Here is a 19,665-nt window from a genome sequence, read left to right as displayed (position 1 = left end):
GGATCAAGGCAATGGGGGGATCTGTGCTTTCGTACGACGACGACATCCGGGGCGGATGGCTGGCGGGCGCCATGGCGGACCGTCTGGTGCTGTTCCCTGCCGCCGGCCCCGCTGCCACGGCCAGAGTCTGGGAGAGCCTGATCGGCCCGGGCCCCGCCGAGCAGGCTGCACGCGCCGTACTCGACGAGCTCACCGCGGGGGGACTGTCCAAGACCCCGCCCTTTGCACTCCTGTCCTGGGACACAGCGGCTCCGGCGACCATGCGGGTTTTCGTGCGCGGGGACGTCGTCGTGGTTTTGGCCACCGCCGACGGGGACGTCTCGATCGGCGGCCTGGGCATCTCCACCTGGGTGGAACGCTCCGTGATGCATGTCACCGGGGTGGACATCACCGCCGCGCCGGTGACCGCGGCGCCGGGCACCGAGAAGCCGGACGCTGACCTGACCGATGCAAACGATCATGCCGCCCTGCCGCTGGGAACGGGCCTTCCCCTGGAAGCGGGCATGGTGCGCACCCGCCGCCTGCACGTGGTGGTCGACAGCGCCCGTGCGGTGGAGCCCGTCCGGGCGGGGCCGCCCTCGCCTGTCGCTCCTCCGCTGCACATCGTGCCGCCCGTCGCCCCGCCCGTCGCCCCGGCGACCGCCCCGGCGACCGCCCCGGCGCCGCTGCCGGTTCCGCAACGCACGATCGCCGAACCCGTCAGCGAGCAAACCATTGCCGGGCAGCCCTTTATCGAGCAGACCATCTCAGACATCACCACCGCCGACCCGGCCGTCGAGAACAATGCCGACCTCGCCGGCGGCTACGACCACCTGTTCGGAGCGACCGTGATGCGCGGCGTCGAACAGGCGGCCGTTCGGCCCGACGCCGAGGACGACAACGAGAGCGTCAGCGCCCCGGACTCGGTCGGCATCGCCGACGTCCCCGGCGACCACGACGGCCACACCGTGATGAGCGGCGACATCCAGAAGCTGCGGGATTCACGCCGCCGCAACAACTCCGGGTCTGCCTCAGACGCGCCAACACCCGTCGCCGTACCGCGGCTGTACCTGCTGCTGCCCAGCGGTGTGCGGGAACCGCTCAACCAGCCCATCCGGGTCGGCCGGGCACCGAGCGTCAGCAAAATGTCCGGCGACCTCGTGCCCCGCCTGGTGAGTCTGGGCGGTGCCGATCAAGACGTCTCGCGCAACCACGTGCACTTTACCGTCGAGGGGGACACCGTGGTGGTCACCGATCTGCACTCGCGCAACGGCACTCTCGTGTCCCTGCCCGGCAAACCCGCCCAGAAGCTGCGCCAGGGTGAGCCAACGGCGGTCATCGTCGGCACTGTCATCGACCTCGGCAGCGGCATCACCATCACGGTCGGGCAAGAGTGATGCGCCGCCCGCCCTCCGTCGCCCCCGAACTGCCCGGCTACGAATTCGTCTCCATTCTCGGCTCCGGCGGGTTCTCCGACGTATTCCTCTACCAGCAGCGGCTTCCTCGGCGCCGGGTCGCGGTGAAGGTGCTGCTCACCGAGCAGCTGAACCCCTCGACCCAGGCGCAGTTCGTCGACGAAGCGAACCTGATGGCGCAACTGTCGACCCACCCGTACATCGTCACGATCTACCACGCCGACGTCGCCGGCGACGGACGACCGTACTTCGTGATGGAGCATTGCTCGGGCCCGAGCCTGGCCGAGCGATACAAGCGGGAGAAGTTCGGCGTCGAAGACGCCCTGCGCACCGGGGTCCGCCTGGCGGGCGCGATCGCCACCGCCCATTCCGCAGGCATCCTGCACCGCGACATCAAACCGGCCAATGTGCTCACCAACGACTTCGGCTGGCCCGCCCTCACCGACTTCGGCATCTCGTCGAGCCTTGACGAGGAACTGCCCGTGCAAACCAGCACCGGCGGCCACCGCCCGGCCGTACCGGAATCCACCGGCACCGGAGAGAGCCAGTCGGTGGGCATGAGCGTGCCCTGGTCGCCGCCGGAGATGTTCGAGGACGACCCCCGGCCGGACGTCCGCAGCGATGTCTTCTCGCTGGCCGCCACCATCCACACCCTGCTGGCCGGCCAGACACCGTTCGAGATCCACGGACGTTCCAACGGCACCCTCGACCTGATCGGTCGCATCGAACGCGGCGCCATCACCCCCATCGGCCGCGACGACGTGCCGCGCTCGCTCGTGGCGGTGCTGGCCAAGGCCATGGCCACCCGCCGCGACGACAGATTCGCCACGGCTGTGGACTTCGCCCGCGCCCTGCAACGGGTGGAGCTGGAGCTGGGTTACGCACCCACGGGCATCGACATCCCCACCGTCGCGGGCGTGCAGCACGTCAGACCGGATGCGCCGGCCGGCGACGACGAGACCCGGGCCAGGTCGGTGGTGTCGATCAGCGCCCAGGCACCGGCGGCTGCGACCGCTCGCCCGGCAACCGAAGCCCCGCCGGAAAAACCGAACTCGGCCGACGCCACACGGGTGCGGGGCGCCCGAGTCATCGAGCCAGTCAGGGAGCGCACCGTTGTGCGTCCCCGCGGAGCCGTGCGCCCGGCGGCCGCGCCCATGCCGGACGCAGTCCAGGCATCCGTTGACGACCCGGCCGCCCTCGTCGATAGCCCTCCGCGGCGACGCCCGTTGTTGCTGATCGGCTCCATCGTGGCCGGTGCCCTGCTTGTCGGCGCCGTGGCCACCGCCGTGGTGCTCACGGGCGTTGACGGCTCGGCCCAGACTCCCACGAAATCCCCGGCACCGGCGGAGCCGGGCGGCGCCAACGTCGCCGCCGGGGTGCCGGCCCCGGTGCTCGACGGCACGGCGACCTCGGTGGACGGCACCCAGGTCACCTTCACCGTGAGCAACCCCAGCCCGCAGGAGGGCGACGTGTACCGGTGGGCCCGTGCTGAGAACCCGGCACAGCCCTCCCTCAGCACGACGGCGGACATCACCGTGGACGGAATCGTCCCCGGTACGACCGTGTGCCTGGACATCTACCTGCAACGCGCCGACGGCAAGGTCTCGGAGGCCAACCGTGCCTGCAACCGTTGAGACCGGCGCCGACGAGACCGGCGCCGCCGCGACCGGCGCCGTGAAACCGCTGCGGATCGAGTTCTGCGGTGAGTGGTACTCGGTCGAGCCCGGCTCGGCATTCTCGATCGGGCGGGAATCCGACCTCACCATCGACGATAACCCCTACCTGCACCGCACGTTCCTGCGCCTCTACGAGGACTTCGGGATGTGGTGGATCGCCAACGTCGGCAACCTGCTCTCAGCAACCGTGTCGGACACGACAGGGTCCGTGCAGGCCTGGCTGGCACCCGGAGCGAAACTGCCGATCGTGTTCCAGACCATGCACGTGATGTTCAGCGCCGGATCGTCGACCTACGACTTCACGATCCACGCTGAAGACGATTTCTACAACACCTCGTTGTCCGCATCGCACGAAAGCGGCAGCACCACCATCCTTCCGGTGACCCTCACCACCAGTCAGCGGCTGTTGATCGTGGCTCTATCCGAGCGCATCCTCACCCAGTCGGTCCCCGGCCGCGGGGCCATCCCCAGCTCGGCCGAGGCCGCGGCCAGGGTGGGGTGGAGCATGACCACCTTCAACCGCAAGCTCGACAACGTGTGCAGCAAGCTCGACAAGCTCGGTGTCGCCGGGCTCCGCGGCGGCACCGGCCACCTGGCCACCAACCGGCGGGCCCGACTGGTCGAATACGCCGTGGCCACTCGACTGGTCAGCGTGGACGATGTTGTGCTGCTGGACCGGGCGGCCGAGGAGTCCCGCAAGGGTGAGGAGTACCCGTAGTGGTGGCACTCCTTCGCGTGTTAGCGTAAGAGCCGATCAGGAGCCAGTGCTAACGTCCCGCGGTAGCGGATGACGCGCACGGTCCTGCAGCTGGAGCTGTTTCGTACGGCGACTGCTACACGCGAGGGGAAAACGGGTGGGGACCCTCAGTTCGTGGTTGCGGGGCCGGCGGATGTCCGCTTCCGTCGTGGTCCTGTCGGTGTTGGCCGGGGTGCCGTTGACGTTCGCCGTGCTGCACGAGGGCTTCCCAGTGACGGATGTAGACCTTGCGGCCCGCGATGTGTGGGTGACGAACGGTAAGCAGTTGTTGGCGGGCCGGTTGAATCGGCAGATCGAGGAGTTGAACGGGTCGGTCAATGCCGCCTCGAGTGCGTTCGATGTGTTGCAGGACGGTGATGATGTCTTCCTGATCGACGGCAGTGTCGGTTCGATTGAGCGGGTCGATCCGGCGTTCACGACGCTGGGTGAACGGGTGGATGTGGCGCCCGGGTCCGAGGTCGTCTATGGCGGCGATTCCTTGGCCGTGATGGCGCCTACCGGTGAGGTGTGGGTGATCAACGCCGCCGGGGAGTTGAGCTTCGACCCCCAGACCACTGACCCGGTTCTGGAGCTGGGCAAGGGCGGCCACATCGCCGTGTCGCCGGGCGGGATTGTCTTCGGCGCGTCGCGGGCCGAGAAGACCCTGTTCACCTACGACCCGGCCTCCGAAGACGCGGTCGAGCCCGTCTCGAGCGACCTGCTGAAGCTGGGCGAGTTCCAGATCGCCGCGGTGGGGGAGAAGGCCGTGCTCCTCGACCCGGAGAACGACCGCGTCGTCCTCGACGGCGAGTCACTGGATATTCCGGCCGGAGCCCTCAAGCTGCAGCAGTCCGGCGCCGAGAACGACAGCGTGCTCGTCGCCACGGGTGCTGCGCTGCTGCAGGTTCCGTTCGACGGCGGCACGGTCGTCACCGTTGACGCGTCGATGGAGAACCCGGTCACGGAGCCGGCGGATATGTCCTCGCCGGTGTGGCTGAACGGCTGCGCGCACGGGGCCTGGGCCGGCGCGCAACGTTACATCGCTGCGTGTGAGGGTTCTGCGGTGTTGACCGAGTCGATCCAGCAGCCCACTCAGGGGTCGGTGTTGGAGTTCCGGGTGAACCGCGATGTGATCGCGTTGAACAATCTCTCCAACGGCAATGTGTGGTTGGTTGATTCGAATATGCGCCTGGTGGAGAACTGGGAAGAGGTGACTCCTCCGGAGGAGGAGGAAGCCGAGGACGGCACCGAGAAGGCCGCGCAGCAGTCCTTTGAGGACACTCTGGCGGAGCGTACGAATGTGAACCGGGCGCCGTTGGCTCGTGATGATGATTACGGGGTGCGGCCGGGTAAGACCACGGTGTTGCCGGTGTTGGAGAATGACACGGACCCCGATGGTGATGTGTTGACGGTGACGAATGTGAGTGGTTTTTCGGAGTCGCAGGGCAGTCTGGATTTCATCGATGGTGGCCGGGCGTTGCAGTTCACGCCGGCGGAGGCGGTGGCGGGGACGGTGTCGTTCAGGTACACGGTGGCCGATGGTCGTGGTGCGGTGGCTGAGGCGCAGGTGAATGTGACGATGCGCCCGGTGGATCAGAATCTGGCGCCGGTGTCGAACCGGGTCGGTGCGATCAGTGTGGAGCAGGGCCAGATCGTGAGCTACAACGTGCTCTCGGACTGGATCGATCCCGACGGTGACGACATCTACCTGGTGTCGGCGTCGCCGACCACGGGCGACGGGGTGCGGTTTGGCCCGGAGGGTTTTGTGACGTTCGAGTCCAAGACCGCCGAGCTGGGGGTCAAAGAGGTGCAGTTCGTCGTCTCGGACGGCACCCTGACCGCGACGGGTGTGTTGACGGTGGACGTCAAGGCCGCCGGCACCTTGAACCCGGTGGGCACGCCGGACTTCACGACGGTGTTCGTGGGCGAGACGGCGTTGATCGAACCGTTGAAGAACGACGTCACCCCCTCGGGCGCCCCGCTCGCGTTGATCGGCGTCAACGAGGTGCCCAAGGACCTCACCGCCGTGGCGAACCTCGAGCGGGGCACGATCGCGGTGTCGTCGGGCAAGGCCGGCAGCTACGTCTTCACCTACAGCCTCGGCGCCGGCGCCACCTCCAGCGTCGGCCTCATCCGCGTCGACATCGTCGAAAGCCCCACCCAGATTCTGCCTCCGATCGCTGTCAAGGACACCGCCTACCTCCGGGCCGCGGAACCCGTGACGATCCCGGTTCTCGACAATGACGTCTCGCCGAGCGGCCGGGTGCTGGCCGTGCAGTCGGTGGACCTCAGCACGACGGACGATCTGGTGACGGTGGAGATCCTCACCAACACGGTGCTGCGGGTCACCGCATCCGCTGCCCTGACTCAGCAGGTGCAGTTCACCTATACGATCAGCGACGGCGAGGGCACCTCCACCGCGGGCGTCACCGTGGTGCCGGTGCCCCCGCTGATCAAGCACCAGCCGCCGGTCGCTGTCGACGACTCCGTGAGTGTGCGCGCCGGAGACATCGTCAGCGTTCCGGTGCTCGACAACGACTACCACCCCGACTCCGCCACCATGAGCGTGCTGCCCGAGCTCGCTGACACGTCCAGTGCCGGTGGACTCGCTTTTGTCACGGGTAATCAGGTGCGGTTCCAGGCGCCCGCCGAGGCGGGTGCCTACAGTGTGGACTACACGATCACGGATGCCTTCCAGGAGACCGCCACCGCCACCGTGCGGTTCACCGTGATCGGAGTGAACGCGGCCGAGAACCAGGCGCCCACCCCGCTGCCGTTGACCATGCGCACCTTTGCGGAGTCGACCATCAAGGTGCAGGTGCCGTTGGATGGCATCGACCCTGACGGTGACTCGGTCTACCTCACCGCCGTCACATCGGCTCCCACCCTGGGCCGCGTCGTCGACCAGGGCAGTGACTTCTTCATCTACGAGGCCTACCCCGGCACGGCCGGCACCGACTCGTTCACCTACCAGGTCGCGGACACCTTCGGCGCGACCGCCGAGGGCACGGTTCGGATCGGCGTGATTCCGCGACCAGCCGAGCTGCTGGCCCCGAACGCCGTCGACGACGCCATCGAGATCAAGCCCGGCCGCGCCGGCTCGATCCCGGTCGTGTTGAACGACTCCGATCCCAACGGTTACAAGCTGACGCTGTCCAAGAAGCTGCCCGAGGTGGACCCGGGGATCACGGCCATAGTCGACGGTAGCCGGGTCATCGTGAAGGCTCCGGCCGAAGAGGGCACGTACACGCTGCGCTACGAGATCACCAACGGGCATGGCGGCGCCGACACGGCGTTTGTGCAGGTCAAGGTGACCGAAGACGCCAAGGCGCAGTACCCCGTGGCGATCGACCACTTCGTCGAACCCGAGGAGGTCCTGGCCGGCACGCCGATCGACGTGACCGTGCTGGACGGTGCCGAAAACCCCAGCGGCCTGATCGAGGACCTGGTGATCACCCTCGAGGGCCCCAACGCCGACAACGGTGTGCTGCAGACCGACGGCACCGTGCGGGTCAAACCGTCCGAGGAACGCCAGGCCATCGCGTACCGGCTCACCAACGAGCTCGACGAGCTCAGCGCCACGGCGTTCATCATCGTGCCCCCGCAACCCCAAGCCGTCGAACCCGAGAACCAACCCTCCACCGAACCCACCCCGGACGAGGAACAGTTCCCACCGCCGTTCCTGAAAGACATCGGCCCGCAGGTCGTCAAAATGAACGGGTCCAAGTCGTGGACCCTCGGCGACATCGTCGAGGTCCCGTCCGGCCGGCCGGCGCTGCTGCTGGGCGCCACCGCCACCAACAGCGACGGGTCCAAGGTGGCCGGCGGATCCTCCTTGAGTTTCGTCGCGGCGAGGGACTACCGGGGCCCGGCGTCGGTGACGTTCGTCGTCACCGACGGTACCGGCGCCGATGACCCGAAGGGAAGGCAGGCCACCCTGACCATCCCGATCACCGTCGGCGACCCTGACTTCGAAGATGTCGCCCCCACCTTCACCCCGCCCAAGGTCACCGTCGAGGCCGGCGAAGCCGCGGCCGCGGTGAACTTGCGTTCCTCCAGCGGACATCCGAACCCTGCCATCATCGAGCAGCTCAGTTACGGCTCCCTCGGCAGCGCCACGGCGGATGTGGCCGCGTCGATCTCGGGAGGCACGCTGACGGTGTCGTCACCGCTGGGCACCCAGCCGGGCACCAAGGTGCGGCTGACCTTCTCGGTCACCTACAAGGAGTTCACCGTCCCCGGCGCCGTGGACGTCACCGTCGTGTCGTCGACCCGTGCAGCGCCGCAGGCCGTTGACGACGCCGGACCCAACGGCGCCGGCATCGAAACCACCCCGAGCTCGGTCGTGCAGGTGCCCGTGCTCGACAACGACTACAACCCGTTCGCTCAAGACGGCAAACCGCTCACGGTCGTGGCCGCGTCGATCGAACAGGACGTCAGCGGAGGCAAGGCCTCGGTCTCCTACTCCTCGAGCGGGGTGACCATCACGACCGGGCCCGGCGCCACCGGCACCCTCACCGCGGTGTACCGCATCCTCGACGCCACCAAGGATCAGGCCAGGGCCACCCAGGGGCGCATCACCCTGGTCATCAGGGATCGCCCGGACGCCCCCAATGCGCCCGCCGCGGCCGAGGGCGATGCCGGCGCCACCATCAGCTTCTCGGCGCCGTCCTCGAACAACTCCCAGATCACCGGCTACACGATCAGCTGGACCGGCGGCGGGAGCCGGAACGTGACCAGCGCCGGCACCTACGAGATCACCGAACTCACCAACGGACAGAGCTATGCGTTCCAGGTGACGGCCCAGAACGCCAAGGGCACCTCGGACGCCTCGGCGCGGAGCAGCACCATCACTCCCTACGGCGTTCCCGGTGCACCCGCCAGCGCCAACCTCACCGCGTCGGCCAGCGGCAATGGCGCGCTCGGTCTCAGCTGGGCCGCTCCGGGCAGCACCGGCGGGCGCGGGGTCAGCAGCTACACATACGAGTGGGTCGCCGGCGGCGCCGCGAACGGTTCGACCAACGGCGCGAGGATCGCCTCGGCCACCGGCACCGCAAACACCCCATACCAGTACCGGGTGCAGGCCTGCAACCCGCGCGGTTGCGGCGACTGGGCCACCTCGAACGTCGCAACGCCCACCACCCCGCCGCCGCCACCGCCCTGGGCGCCGAGCAACAATGCCGCCTCTGTGACCAGGACAACCTGTCCTGAGAGCACGGCGTCGTACCAGAACAACAACCTGAATAGTTCGCACGGCTGCACGGACAATCCCCGCGGTTACCTGCAGGCGGGCACCGTTGTCGATGCCGTCTGTCACTCGGTGCGACGCGGGGTGCACTACTTCTACTTCCTCATCGAAGACGCCAGTTACAACGGCTGGTTTATACCGTCGGCGGACACGACACGTCCGGACTGGCAGAACATCAGGGATTGCTGAAACGGGTAGTCCTCCCCATCCGAGTGGCCCCTGTTTGCGTGTTAGCGTAAGAGCCGGTCAGAGGGCAGCGCCCAAGATCACAGCGCAGCCAGCACGACATGATTTCTTGCCAGACACGTTCGAACAGCACAGGTGGGGGAGTACGGGTGGGGACCCTCAGTTCGTGGTTGCGGGGCCGCCGGGTATCGGCATCCGTCGTGGCCCTGTCGGTGCTGGCTGGGGTTCCGTTGACGTTCGCTGTGCTGCACGAGGGGTTCCCGGTCACGGATGTGGACCTCGAGGCCCGTGACGTGTGGGTGACGAACGGTAAGCAGTTGTTGGCGGGCCGGTTGAACCGGCAGATCGAGGAGCTGAACGGGTCGGTCAATGCCGCCTCGAGTGCGTTCGATGTGTTGCAGGACGGTGATGACGTCTTCCTGATCGACGGCAGTGTGGGCTCGATCGAGCGGGTCGACCCGGCGTTCACCACGCTGGGTGAACGGGTGGATGTGGCGCCCGGGTCTGAGGTCGTCTACGGCGGCGACTCGTTGGCGGTGATGGCGCCCACCGGTGAGGTGTGGGTGATCAATGCCGCGGGGGAGTTGAGCTTTGACCCCCAGACGACGGACCCGGTTCTGAAGCTGGGTAAGGGCGGTCACATCGCCGTGTCGCCGGCCGGCGTCGTCTTCGGAGCCTCCCCGAAAGACAAAAGCCTCAGCACCTACGATCCCACGGCCGAGGAACCCACAGCCGCCACGAGCGACCTGCCCAAGCTGGGCGAGTTCCAGATCGCCGCAGTGGGGGAGAAACCCGTGCTGCTCGACACCGAGAACGGCCGGCTGATCGTGGACGGCGTCAGCACGAAATTGCCGGCAGACACGCTCAAGCTTCAACAGACCGGTGCCGAGAACGACAGCGTTCTCGTTGCCACCGGCGCAGCCCTGCTCCAGATCCCCCTGGACGGCTCCGACGACGGATCCGACATCATCACGATCGACGCCAAGCTCTCCACCGCCGTCACCGACCCGGCGGATGTGTCGTCGCCGGTGTGGTTGAACGGCTGCGGCCACGGGGCCTGGGCGGGTGCGCAACGTTATCTGGCGGCCTGCGACGGCGCCGAGGTCCTGCGGGAAATCATTGAGCAGCCCACGCGGGGGTCGGTGTTGGAGTTTCGGGTGAACCGGGACGTGATCGCGTTGAACAATCTCTCCAACGGCAATGTGTGGTTGGTGGATGCGAATATGCGCCTGGTGGAGAACTGGGAGGAGGTGACTCCTCCGGAGGAGGAGGAAGCCGAGGACGGCACCGAGAAGGCCGCGCAGCAGTCCTTTGAGGACACTCTGGCGGAGCGTACGAATGTGAACCGGGCGCCGTTGGCTCGGGATGATGAGTACGGGGTGCGGCCGGGTAAGACCACGGTGTTGCCGGTGTTGGAGAATGACACGGACCCCGATGGTGATGTGTTGACGGTGACGAATGTGAGTGGTTTTTCGGAGTCGCAGGGCAGTCTGGATTTCATCGATGGTGGTCGGGCGTTGCAGTTCACGCCGGCGGAGGCGGTGGCGGGGACGGTGTCGTTCAGGTACACGGTGGCCGATGGGCGTGGCGCGGTGGCCGAGGCCCAGGTGAACGTGACCATGCGGCCGTTGGATCAGAATTTGGCGCCGGTGTCGAACCGGGTCGGTGCGGTCAGTGTGGAGCAGGGCCAGATCGTGAGTTACAACGTGCTCTCGGACTGGATCGATCCCGACGGTGACGACATCTACCTGGTGTCGGCGTCGCCGACCACGGGCGACGGGGTGCGGTTTGGCCCGGAGGGTTTTGTGACGTTCGAGTCCAAGACCGCGGAGCTGGGGGTCAAAGAGGTGCAGTTCGTCGTCTCGGACGGCACCCTCACCGCGACGGGTGTGCTGACGGTGGATGTGAAGGCGGCCGGGACCCTGAACCCGGTCGGGACGCCGGACTTCACGACGGTGTTCGTGGGCGAGACGGCGTTGATCGAACCGTTGAAGAACGACGTCACCCCCTCGGGCGCCCCGCTGGCGTTGATCGGGGTGAACGAGGTGCCCAAGGATCTCACCGCCGTGGCGAACCTCGAGCGGGGCACGATCGCGGTGTCGTCGGGTAAGGCCGGCAGTTATGTTTTCACCTACAGCCTCGGCGCCGGCCCCACCTCCAGCGTCGGCCTCATCCGCGTCGACGTCATCGAAAGCCCCACCCAGATTCTGCCGCCGATCGCGGTGAAGGACACCGCCTACCTGCGCGCGGCCGAACCGGTCACCATCCCGGTTCTCGACAACGACGTCTCGCCCAGCGGCCGGGTCCTCGCCGTGCAATCGGTGGACCTCAGCAGCACCGACGACCTCGTCACCGTCGAGATCCTCACCAACACGGTGTTGCGGGTCACGGCATCCGCCGCCCTGACGCAGCAGGTGCAGTTCACCTACACGATCAGTGACGGTGAGGGCACCTCCACCGCCGGCGTCACCGTGGTGCCGGTGCCGCCGTTGATCAAGCATCAGCCGCCGGTCGCCGTCGACGACTCCGTGAGTGTGCGCGCCGGTGACATCGTCAGCGTGCCGGTGCTCGACAACGACTACCACCCCGACTCCGCCACCATGTCGGTCGTCCCCGACCTCTCCGGCACCGAGAACGTGGGCGGCCTGGCCTTCGTCACCGGTAGTCAGGTGCGCTTCCAGGCGCCCGACCAGGCCGGCGCCTACAGTGTGGCCTACACGATCACGGATTCCTTCCAGGAGACTGCCACCGCCACCGTGCGATTCACGGTGATCGGGCTCGATGACGCGGGCAACCGCCCGCCCACCCCGCTGCCGCTCACGATGCGCACCTTCGCGGAGTCGACCATCAAGGTTCAGGTGCCGTTGGACGGCATCGACCCCGACGGCGACTCGGTCTACCTCACCGCCGTCACCAGCAGTCCCGAACTCGGCCGTATCGTCGATCAGGGCAGCGACTTCTTCATCTACGAGGCCTACCCCGGTACCGCCGGCACCGACTCGTTCACCTACCAGGTCGCGGACACCTTCGGCGCGACCGCCGAGGGCACCGTTCGGATCGGCGTGATTCCGCGGCCGGCCGAGCTGCTGGCCCCGAACGCCGTCGATGACGCCATTGAGATCAAGCCCGGCCGCGCCGGGTCGATCCCGGTGGTGTTGAACGACTCCGATCCCAACGGTTACAAGCTGACGCTGTCCAAGAAGCTGCCCGAGGTGGATCCTGGGATCACGGCCATGGTCGACGGTAGCCGGGTCATCGTGAAGGCTCCGGCCGAAGAGGGCACGTACACGCTGCGGTACGAGATCACCAACGGGCATGGCGGCGCCGACACGGCGTTTGTGCAGGTCAAGGTCACCGAAGACGCCAAGGCGCAGTACCCCGTGGCGATCGACCACTTCGTCGAACCCGAGGAGGTCCTGGCCGGCACGCCGATCGACGTGACCGTGCTGGACGGTGCCGAAAACCCCAGCGGCCTGATCGAGGACCTGGTGATCACCCTCGAGGGCCCCAACGCCGACAACGGTGTGCTGCAGACCGACGGCACCGTGCGGGTCAGACCGTCCGAGGAACGCCAGGCCATCGCCTACCGGCTCACCAACGAGCTCGACCAGCTCAGCGCCACGGCGTTCATCATCGTGCCCCCGCAACCCCAACCCGAGCCCGTCGAGCCCGAAAACGCGCCCTCCACAGAGCCCACGCCCGAAGAGGAACAGTTCCCGCCGCCGTTCCTGAAAGACATCGGCCCGCAGGTCGTGAAAATGAACGGCTCCAAGTCGTGGACCCTCGGCGACATCGTCGAGGTCCCGTCCGGCCGGCCGGCGCTGCTGCTGGGCGCCACCGCCACCAACAGCGACGGGTCCAATGCCATGACCGGCGCCACCGGGCTGAGCTTCGTGGCGGCCAAGGACTATCGCGGCCCCGCCTCCCTCACCTTCGTCGTCACCGACGGTACCGGCGCCGATGACCCCAAAGGCAACCAGGCCACCCTCACCATCCCGATTACCGTCGGCGACCCCAACTTCGAAGACGTCGCCCCCACCTTCACCCCACCCAAGGCCACAGTGCAGGCCGGCGAGGCCGCGACTGTCGTGAACCTGCGCTCCTCCAGTGGGCATCCCAACCCGGCGATCATCGAACAGCTCAGCTACGGCTCGCTCGGCGGCACGACGGCGGATGTGGCCGCATCCATCTCGGGAGGCAACCTCACGGTCTCCTCCCCGCTCGGCACCCAGCCGGGCACCAAGGTGCGGCTCACTTTCACGGTCACCTACAAGGAGTTCACCATTCCCGGCTCGGTGGACGTGAGCGTGGTCTCCTCGACCCGGCCGGTGCCGCAGGCCGTGGACGATGCCGGGCCCAACGGCGCCGGCATCGAGACCCGGCCGAGCTCCTCGATCACCGTGCCCGTGCTCGACAACGATTACAACCCGTTCGCTCAAGACGGCAAACCGCTGACCGTGCTCTCCGCCACCATCGAACAGCAGGTCGGCACCGCCTCGGTCAGCAACACCGCCAGCGGCGTCACCGTGAAAACCGGCTCCGGCGCCACCGGCACGCTAACTGTCGTCTATCGCATCCAGGACGCCACCAGGGACCCCGCCCGGCAGACCCAGGCCCGCATCACCTTCGTGATCCGCAACAACCCGGATGCGCCCAAACAACCCCAGGCCGTGGAGGGCGACGCCAGCGCCAGCGTGACGTTCGCCGCCCCGTCGTCCAACAACTCGGAAATCCTGGACTACACGATCAGCTGGACCGGCGGTAGGCAGACTGTCACCAGCGCCGGAACGCACCCGATCACAGGGTTGACCAACGGCACCAGCTACGCCTTCTCCGTGACCGCGCGCAATGCCCTGGGTGACTCGGCAGTGTCGGCCGCCAGTAACACCGTCACGCCTTACGGGCGGCCGGGGGCACCGGCATCCGCCACCCTCAAGGCGCCCGGCCAGGGTACCGGAGCGCTCAGCCTGAGCTGGGCAGCACCCGGCAGTGACGGCGGCCGTGGCGTGGGCAGTTACGAGTACCAGTGGATCAAGGGCAGGGCGGCCGACGGGTCCACCAACGGCGCGCGGACCGCATCGGCCACCGGCAACGTCGATGAGCAGTACCAGTACAAGGTCCGGGCCTGCAATCCGCGCGGATGCGGCGACTGGACCTCATCGGATACCGCCACCCCGCAACCGACCCCGCCGCCCCCGGCGCCGAGCGCGTTCATCTGCAAGGGCGCCAATGCTCCTGTCGGGAACTATGTGGAGATGAGGTACGAGAACTTCACCGCCGGCAACCACCGACTGACCACCGCCATCAACGGCGATTCGAGCGCGTTCACGAACATCGACTACTCGGTGAACGTCAACGGCAAGGTGCGCCTCCAGAACTGGCTGGGCGTGCGCGTCGGCGGCGAGAACATCAAGGTACTTGTCAACGGTCCCACAGGGATCCCCGAGACCAACACGATCTCCGGCGCCGCCTGGAACAACCTGGCGCCCAACACATGCTCCGGCTAACGAACGAGAACAGGAAGAACATCAGATGAGCGTCACACAAGAACAGGCAGACTGGTTCGCCGAGGCGTTCGGCAAGCTCGCCGGCAACGTCGAACAGGCCATCCTGGGTAAGGAACACGTGATCCGCCTGGTTGTGGCCGCGATGCTCACCAATGGCCACGTGCTGCTGGAGGATTTTCCCGGTACCGGCAAGACCGTGCTCGCCAAGGCCCTGGCCAACACCCTCGACGGCACCCACTCGCGCATCCAGTTCACCCCGGACCTGCTGCCCTCCGATGTCACCGGTGTCACGATCTACGACCAGGGCAAGGGCCTGTTCGAGTTCCACAAGGGACCGATCTTCGCCTCCATTGTGCTCGCCGACGAGATCAACCGGGCCAGCCCCAAGACCCAGTCGGCGCTGCTGGAGGTCATGGAAGAGGGCCGGGTCACCGTCGACGGTGTCAGCCACGAGGTCGGCAGCCCGTTCATGGTGATCGCCACCCAGAACCCGATCGAGCAGGCCGGCACCTACACGCTCCCCGAGGCCCAGCTGGACCGCTTCCTGTTCAAGACGTCGCTCGGCTACCCCGACCACGACACGGCGGTGACCCTGCTGCTCGACTCGTCGAACCGGGCCAGAGATGCCGGTATCACGCCCATCATCGCGTCCAGCTCCGTGGTCACCATGGCCCAGCTCGCCTCCGAGGTGTTCGTGGACGCCGCCGTGCTCGGCTACCTCAACGAGATCGTCACCGCCACCCGCACCGACGTGTCGTCCACCCTCGGCGTCAGCATGCGCGGCGCCCTGGCCCTCGCCCGCGCCTCCAAGACCTGGGCGTTGTCGCAGGGACGTACCTTCGTTGCCCCCGACGACATCCGTGACCTCGCCGTGCCCGTGCTCGCCCACCGCATCATGGTCGACCCCGAAGCCGACTTCGCCGGCGTCACCGCCGAGGACATTGTCAACCGCATCCTGGTCGAGGTCGCACCGCCCGCATTCCGCGCCGCATGAAACCCCGCCCCGAACGCGCCGCCCGCAGAACCTCACCGGCCGAACACGCCCTGAGGTCGCTGGCGCGCGCACTCGGCGCCGGGGCGCAGAACGCCTGGCGCCTGCTGCGCCAGGTGCTGGCCGTCGCCTGGCAGCGCATCCGGCCGGTCACCGACGTGATCGGCCCGGCCGGCCGGCTCGTGCTGCTGGGAGCACTACTGTCCTACGGACTCAGCATCACCTTCGGCTGGGTCGAATTCACCTACCTCGCCACCACCCTGCTGGCCGCGATGCTGGTAGCCGTGCCGTTCATCGTGGGCCGCGCCACCTACACCGTCGACCTGCAGCTGAATCCGCACCGGGTCGTGGCCGGCGGCCGTGCGCTCGGTCAGATGACCGTCACCAACTCGGGAGAGCGCGCCCTGCTGCCCGCCCGCATGGAACTTCCGGTCGGCAGCGGCCTGGCGGAGTTCGTGATCCCCGGGCTGGCCGCCGCCGCCTTGCACGACGAGCTCTTCGCCGTACCCACCCACCGCCGGGCCGTGATCGTTGCCGGCCCCGCCGTCTCGGTTCGTGGTGACCAGCTGGGGCTGCTGCGCCGCATCGTGCGCTGGACCGAGGCCGTTGAACTGTTCGTGCACCCGGTGACCACCCGGATCGCCTCATCGGCCGCCGGCCTGATGCGCGACCTCGAGGGTGAGATCACCAAGAAGATCACCAGCGACGACATCTCCTTCCACGCCCTGCGCGCCTACGAACCCGGCGATGCCCTCCGCAACGTGCACTGGCGTACCTCCGCGCGCACCGGCCAGCTGATGGTGCGGCAATTCGAAGAGACCCGGCGCACCCAACTCACCATCGTGCACACCGCGGAGTCCCGCTACTACGCCTCGGAGGACGAGTTCGAACTAGCCGTCTCCGTGACGGCGTCGCTGGCCCTCCAGGTGATCAGGGACGGCACCGGAATCAGCGTGGTCTCCGAGAAGCTGGCCCTGCGCACCGCGACGCCGGTGGCCCTGCTCGACGACTCGTCCCGCATCGAAGCGGTCAGTGACGAGTTCCCCAGCCTGCGTGAATTCGCCCGCATCGCTACCAGGCGCCTGCCGCCGCCGAGCGTGGTGATGGTGGTCGCCGGTTCCCTGATCGACCTCACCGAGTTCCGCGCCGCGCAGACCCTCTTCGGCAAGGACACCACAACCATCGCCTTCCGTATCGAACCCGGGGCCCAGTCCCGGTTGTCCACGGTGTCGGGCCTCACGGTCCTCACTCTCGGCGACCTCGCCGACCTGCCCAAACTTCTCCGACGGGTCCACCGATGAGCCGCTTCACCCGCGCTGCCCGCAGCATTCCAGAGCCGGCCCGCGCCGACAGCACCGCGGCCAGCACCGCCACCACCACCGCCGGCACCGGCACCGTTCGCGCGGCGCTCCGGCGATTCCCAAGCACCGGCTGGACCGATGTCGCCGTTCTGTCGTTGCTCTCCCTGCTCGGTGTGCTCGGCCTGGAGACCTCCTTCGGCGACTACAACTTCCTGGTGGCCGGCCTCGGCGGGCTGCTCGTCGGCACCGGCGCCGCCGTTCTCGGCTACATGCTGCGGCTCGGCGTGGTCACCAACGTGCTCGCCGCGATCCTGCTCTACTTCCTCCTCGGCACCCCGTTCACCATGCCTGGGGAGGCGCTGATCGGCGTGCTGCCCAGCATCGCCTCCACCGCCGGGCTCGCGCTCGGTGCCGTCTTCGGCTGGGCCGACATCGTGACCCTCGGAACGCCCGTCGAAGCGCCCTACTACATGCCGGTGCTGCCGTACTTCGCCGCCTGGCTGGTGGCCCTGGTGGGTACCATGCTGGCCAGCCGCTGGCTGCCCGGGCGCCGCCGCACCGCCTGGCGCACCGGCATCCTGCTCATTGGGCCGGTGCTGCTCTACCTGACCGGCATCCTGATGGGCACCGACAAGACCTACTTCGCGGGCCTGCGCGGCGTGGCCTTCGCCGTGGTCGCCATCGTCTGGGTCGGCTGGCGACGCACCAGCGTGCAAGGCGCGGACGCCGCGGGCCGCAGACGGCTCCTGCGCCGCAAACTCCTGGGCACCGCAACGGTGATGCTGGGAGCCATCCTGATCGGCGCCCTCGTCGGCGGTGTGCTCGCCCCCAACCCGAAGGACCGTTTCGTCCTACGCGAGGAGATCCAGCCGCCCTTCGACCCCCTCGAGTTCAACAGCCCACTGTCCGGCTTCCGGCAGTACACCAAGACCCTCGCGGACACCCCACTGTTCACGGTCTCCGGCCTGCAGCCGGGCGAAGTGGTGCGCCTGGCCAGCATGGATGCCTATGACGGCAAACTCTGGAACGTGGCCGCCGCCGAGAGCGTCGCCAACGGTTCCGGCAGCTTCCGCCTCGTCGGCCGCACCATCCCTGAGCCGCCGTTGGTCACCAGCGCCCAGAACAGAACCGTGACCGTCGACGTGGTCGGCTACGAAGACGTCTGGCTGCCCGGGGTGGGGTACCCGAGCACGGTCGACTTCGACGACGCCGACAGTCAGGCCGAATCGGAGAACCTGCGCTACAACGCCGACAGTGGAACCTCCGTGCTCACCAACGGGGTGCATCCGGGGTACGAGTACACGATGTCCGCCATGTTGCAGCAGACCTACCGGGACGAAGACCTCGCCGACGTTCCCGTGGCCGAGGTCACCCTGCCGAGCGTTCAGAACATCCCCGACGTCGTCGTGGCCAAGGCCATCGAGTACTCCGGCGGCACCGACACGCCCATCGACAGCCTGCGCGCCATCGAGCAGGCGCTGAAGACCAAGGGATTCCTCAGTCACGGGCTCGCGTCCGACGGTATCCCGTCCCGCGCCGGCCACGGAGCCGACCGGCTCAACGAGCTTTTCACCCGCACCCAGATGGTCGGTGACGAGGAACAGTACGCGGCGGCCATGGCCCTGATGGCGCGCAGCCTGAACTACCCGGCGCGGGTGGTCATGGGCTTCGCGCCCGAGGTGCCCGAAGACGCCACCAGCGTCGAGGTCACCGGAACGGACGTGACGGCCTGGGTCGAGGTAGCGTTCGACGGCATCGGCTGGGTCGCGTTCTATCCCACTCCCGAGCAGACCGACGTGCCCCAGGACCAGACTCCCAAGCCCAAGACGGTGCCGCAGCCGCAGGTGCGGCAGCCCCCGCGGATGGACAACGAGGCCGACGACCTGCTCACGGCGGTGGAGATCGACGACACCAAGAACGAGAGCAAGGACAAGGACTTCGTGCTGCCCGGCTGGGCGTGGGCGATCATCGGGGTGGTGGGCATCCCACTGCTGCTGCTCGGTGTGCCGTTGCTGATCGTCGCCGCGCTCAAGGCCCGGCGCCGGCGCCGGCGCAAAACCCTGGGCACCGGTGATCAGCGTGCCGCCGGCGCCTGGTCCGAGCTGACCGACGGATTCGCCGAGCTCGGCTTCGACGTACCGAGGGACTCGACCCGCCGTCAGGTCGCGGTGAGCCTGGACGCTCAGCTGGCCGCTCAGCTGGCCGGTCAGCCTGAACCCAAAAAACCGCGCAGCCGGGTCGCCGGGACCGAGGCGGCCGCGGGTACCGACATGGGCGCCGCCGATCCCGCCGAGGCCCAGCCGATCGAGGTCGTCGACACGGCCGCGTTCGTGGCCGCGCACCGCCTGGTGCCGGTGGCCGACGCCGTCGACAGCGCCGTATTCGGCGGCGCCGACGTCGACGACGAGCTCGTTGAAACCACCTGGACTCAGGCCGAGGAGTCCCTCGCCACCGCGAAAACCTCCGCCGGGCGTCTGCGCCGGCTGTTCAGCCGGTTCCGGCTGCGGTCCAAGCGGGACTGGAACCAGGTGAACCTGCGCGGCGGCCGTGCCACCGCCCGAGGCCGCGGCTAGGCTTGATCAGCGCATACGCGAGCCGGGAATCCACCCGGAACCAAGAGGGATCA

General features: G+C 67.9%; 8 protein-coding genes. All 8 read left to right on the top strand.

The window, feature by feature from the left end; all coding sequences use genetic code 11:
• Window positions 1-11: 11 nt before the first annotated feature.
• Window positions 12-1,376: an FHA domain-containing protein gene (locus tag BJQ95_RS11500; protein ID WP_130179087.1), complete on the top strand. Its 1,365-nt coding sequence runs from the start codon at window positions 12-14 to the stop codon at window positions 1,374-1,376.
• Window positions 1,376-3,028, top strand: coding sequence for a serine/threonine-protein kinase (locus tag BJQ95_RS11495; RefSeq protein WP_256041363.1), 1,653 nt, complete (start codon window positions 1,376-1,378; stop codon window positions 3,026-3,028). Before BJQ95_RS11500 ends, BJQ95_RS11495 begins: the two co-directional genes overlap by 1 nt.
• Window positions 3,012-3,788: a hypothetical protein gene (locus tag BJQ95_RS11490; protein ID WP_370688333.1), complete on the top strand. Its 777-nt coding sequence runs from the start codon at window positions 3,012-3,014 to the stop codon at window positions 3,786-3,788. Before BJQ95_RS11495 ends, BJQ95_RS11490 begins: the two co-directional genes overlap by 17 nt.
• A 172-nt stretch (window positions 3,789-3,960) precedes the next feature.
• Window positions 3,961-9,243: an Ig-like domain-containing protein gene (locus BJQ95_RS11485; RefSeq protein ID WP_256041362.1), complete on the top strand. Its 5,283-nt coding sequence runs from the start codon at window positions 3,961-3,963 to the stop codon at window positions 9,241-9,243.
• Window positions 9,244-9,389: 146 nt separating this feature from the next.
• Window positions 9,390-14,747 carry an Ig-like domain-containing protein gene (locus BJQ95_RS11480; protein WP_256041361.1) on the top strand — a complete coding sequence of 1,786 codons (5,358 nt, stop codon included), beginning with the start codon at window positions 9,390-9,392 and terminating at the stop codon, window positions 14,745-14,747.
• Between the two features lie 25 nt (window positions 14,748-14,772).
• Window positions 14,773-15,741, top strand: a complete 969-nt coding sequence (locus tag BJQ95_RS11475) for a MoxR family ATPase (RefSeq protein WP_130179090.1) — start codon at window positions 14,773-14,775, stop codon at window positions 15,739-15,741.
• Window positions 15,738-17,039 carry a DUF58 domain-containing protein gene (locus BJQ95_RS11470; RefSeq protein WP_130179091.1) on the top strand — a complete coding sequence of 434 codons (1,302 nt, stop codon included), beginning with the start codon at window positions 15,738-15,740 and terminating at the stop codon, window positions 17,037-17,039. Before BJQ95_RS11475 ends, BJQ95_RS11470 begins: the two co-directional genes overlap by 4 nt.
• A complete protein-coding gene (locus BJQ95_RS11465; RefSeq protein WP_165385024.1) occupies window positions 17,036-19,612 on the top strand; it encodes a transglutaminase domain-containing protein in 2,577 nt (858 codons plus the stop codon). The genes BJQ95_RS11470 and BJQ95_RS11465 overlap by 4 nt, the downstream gene beginning before the upstream one ends.
• Window positions 19,613-19,665: the final 53 nt, after the last annotated feature.

The organism is Cryobacterium sp. SO1 (assembly GCF_004210215.2).
In the GTDB taxonomy this organism is placed as follows: Bacteria; Actinomycetota; Actinomycetes; order Actinomycetales; family Microbacteriaceae; genus Cryobacterium.
This window is presented reverse-complemented; position numbering and strand designations above follow the sequence as displayed.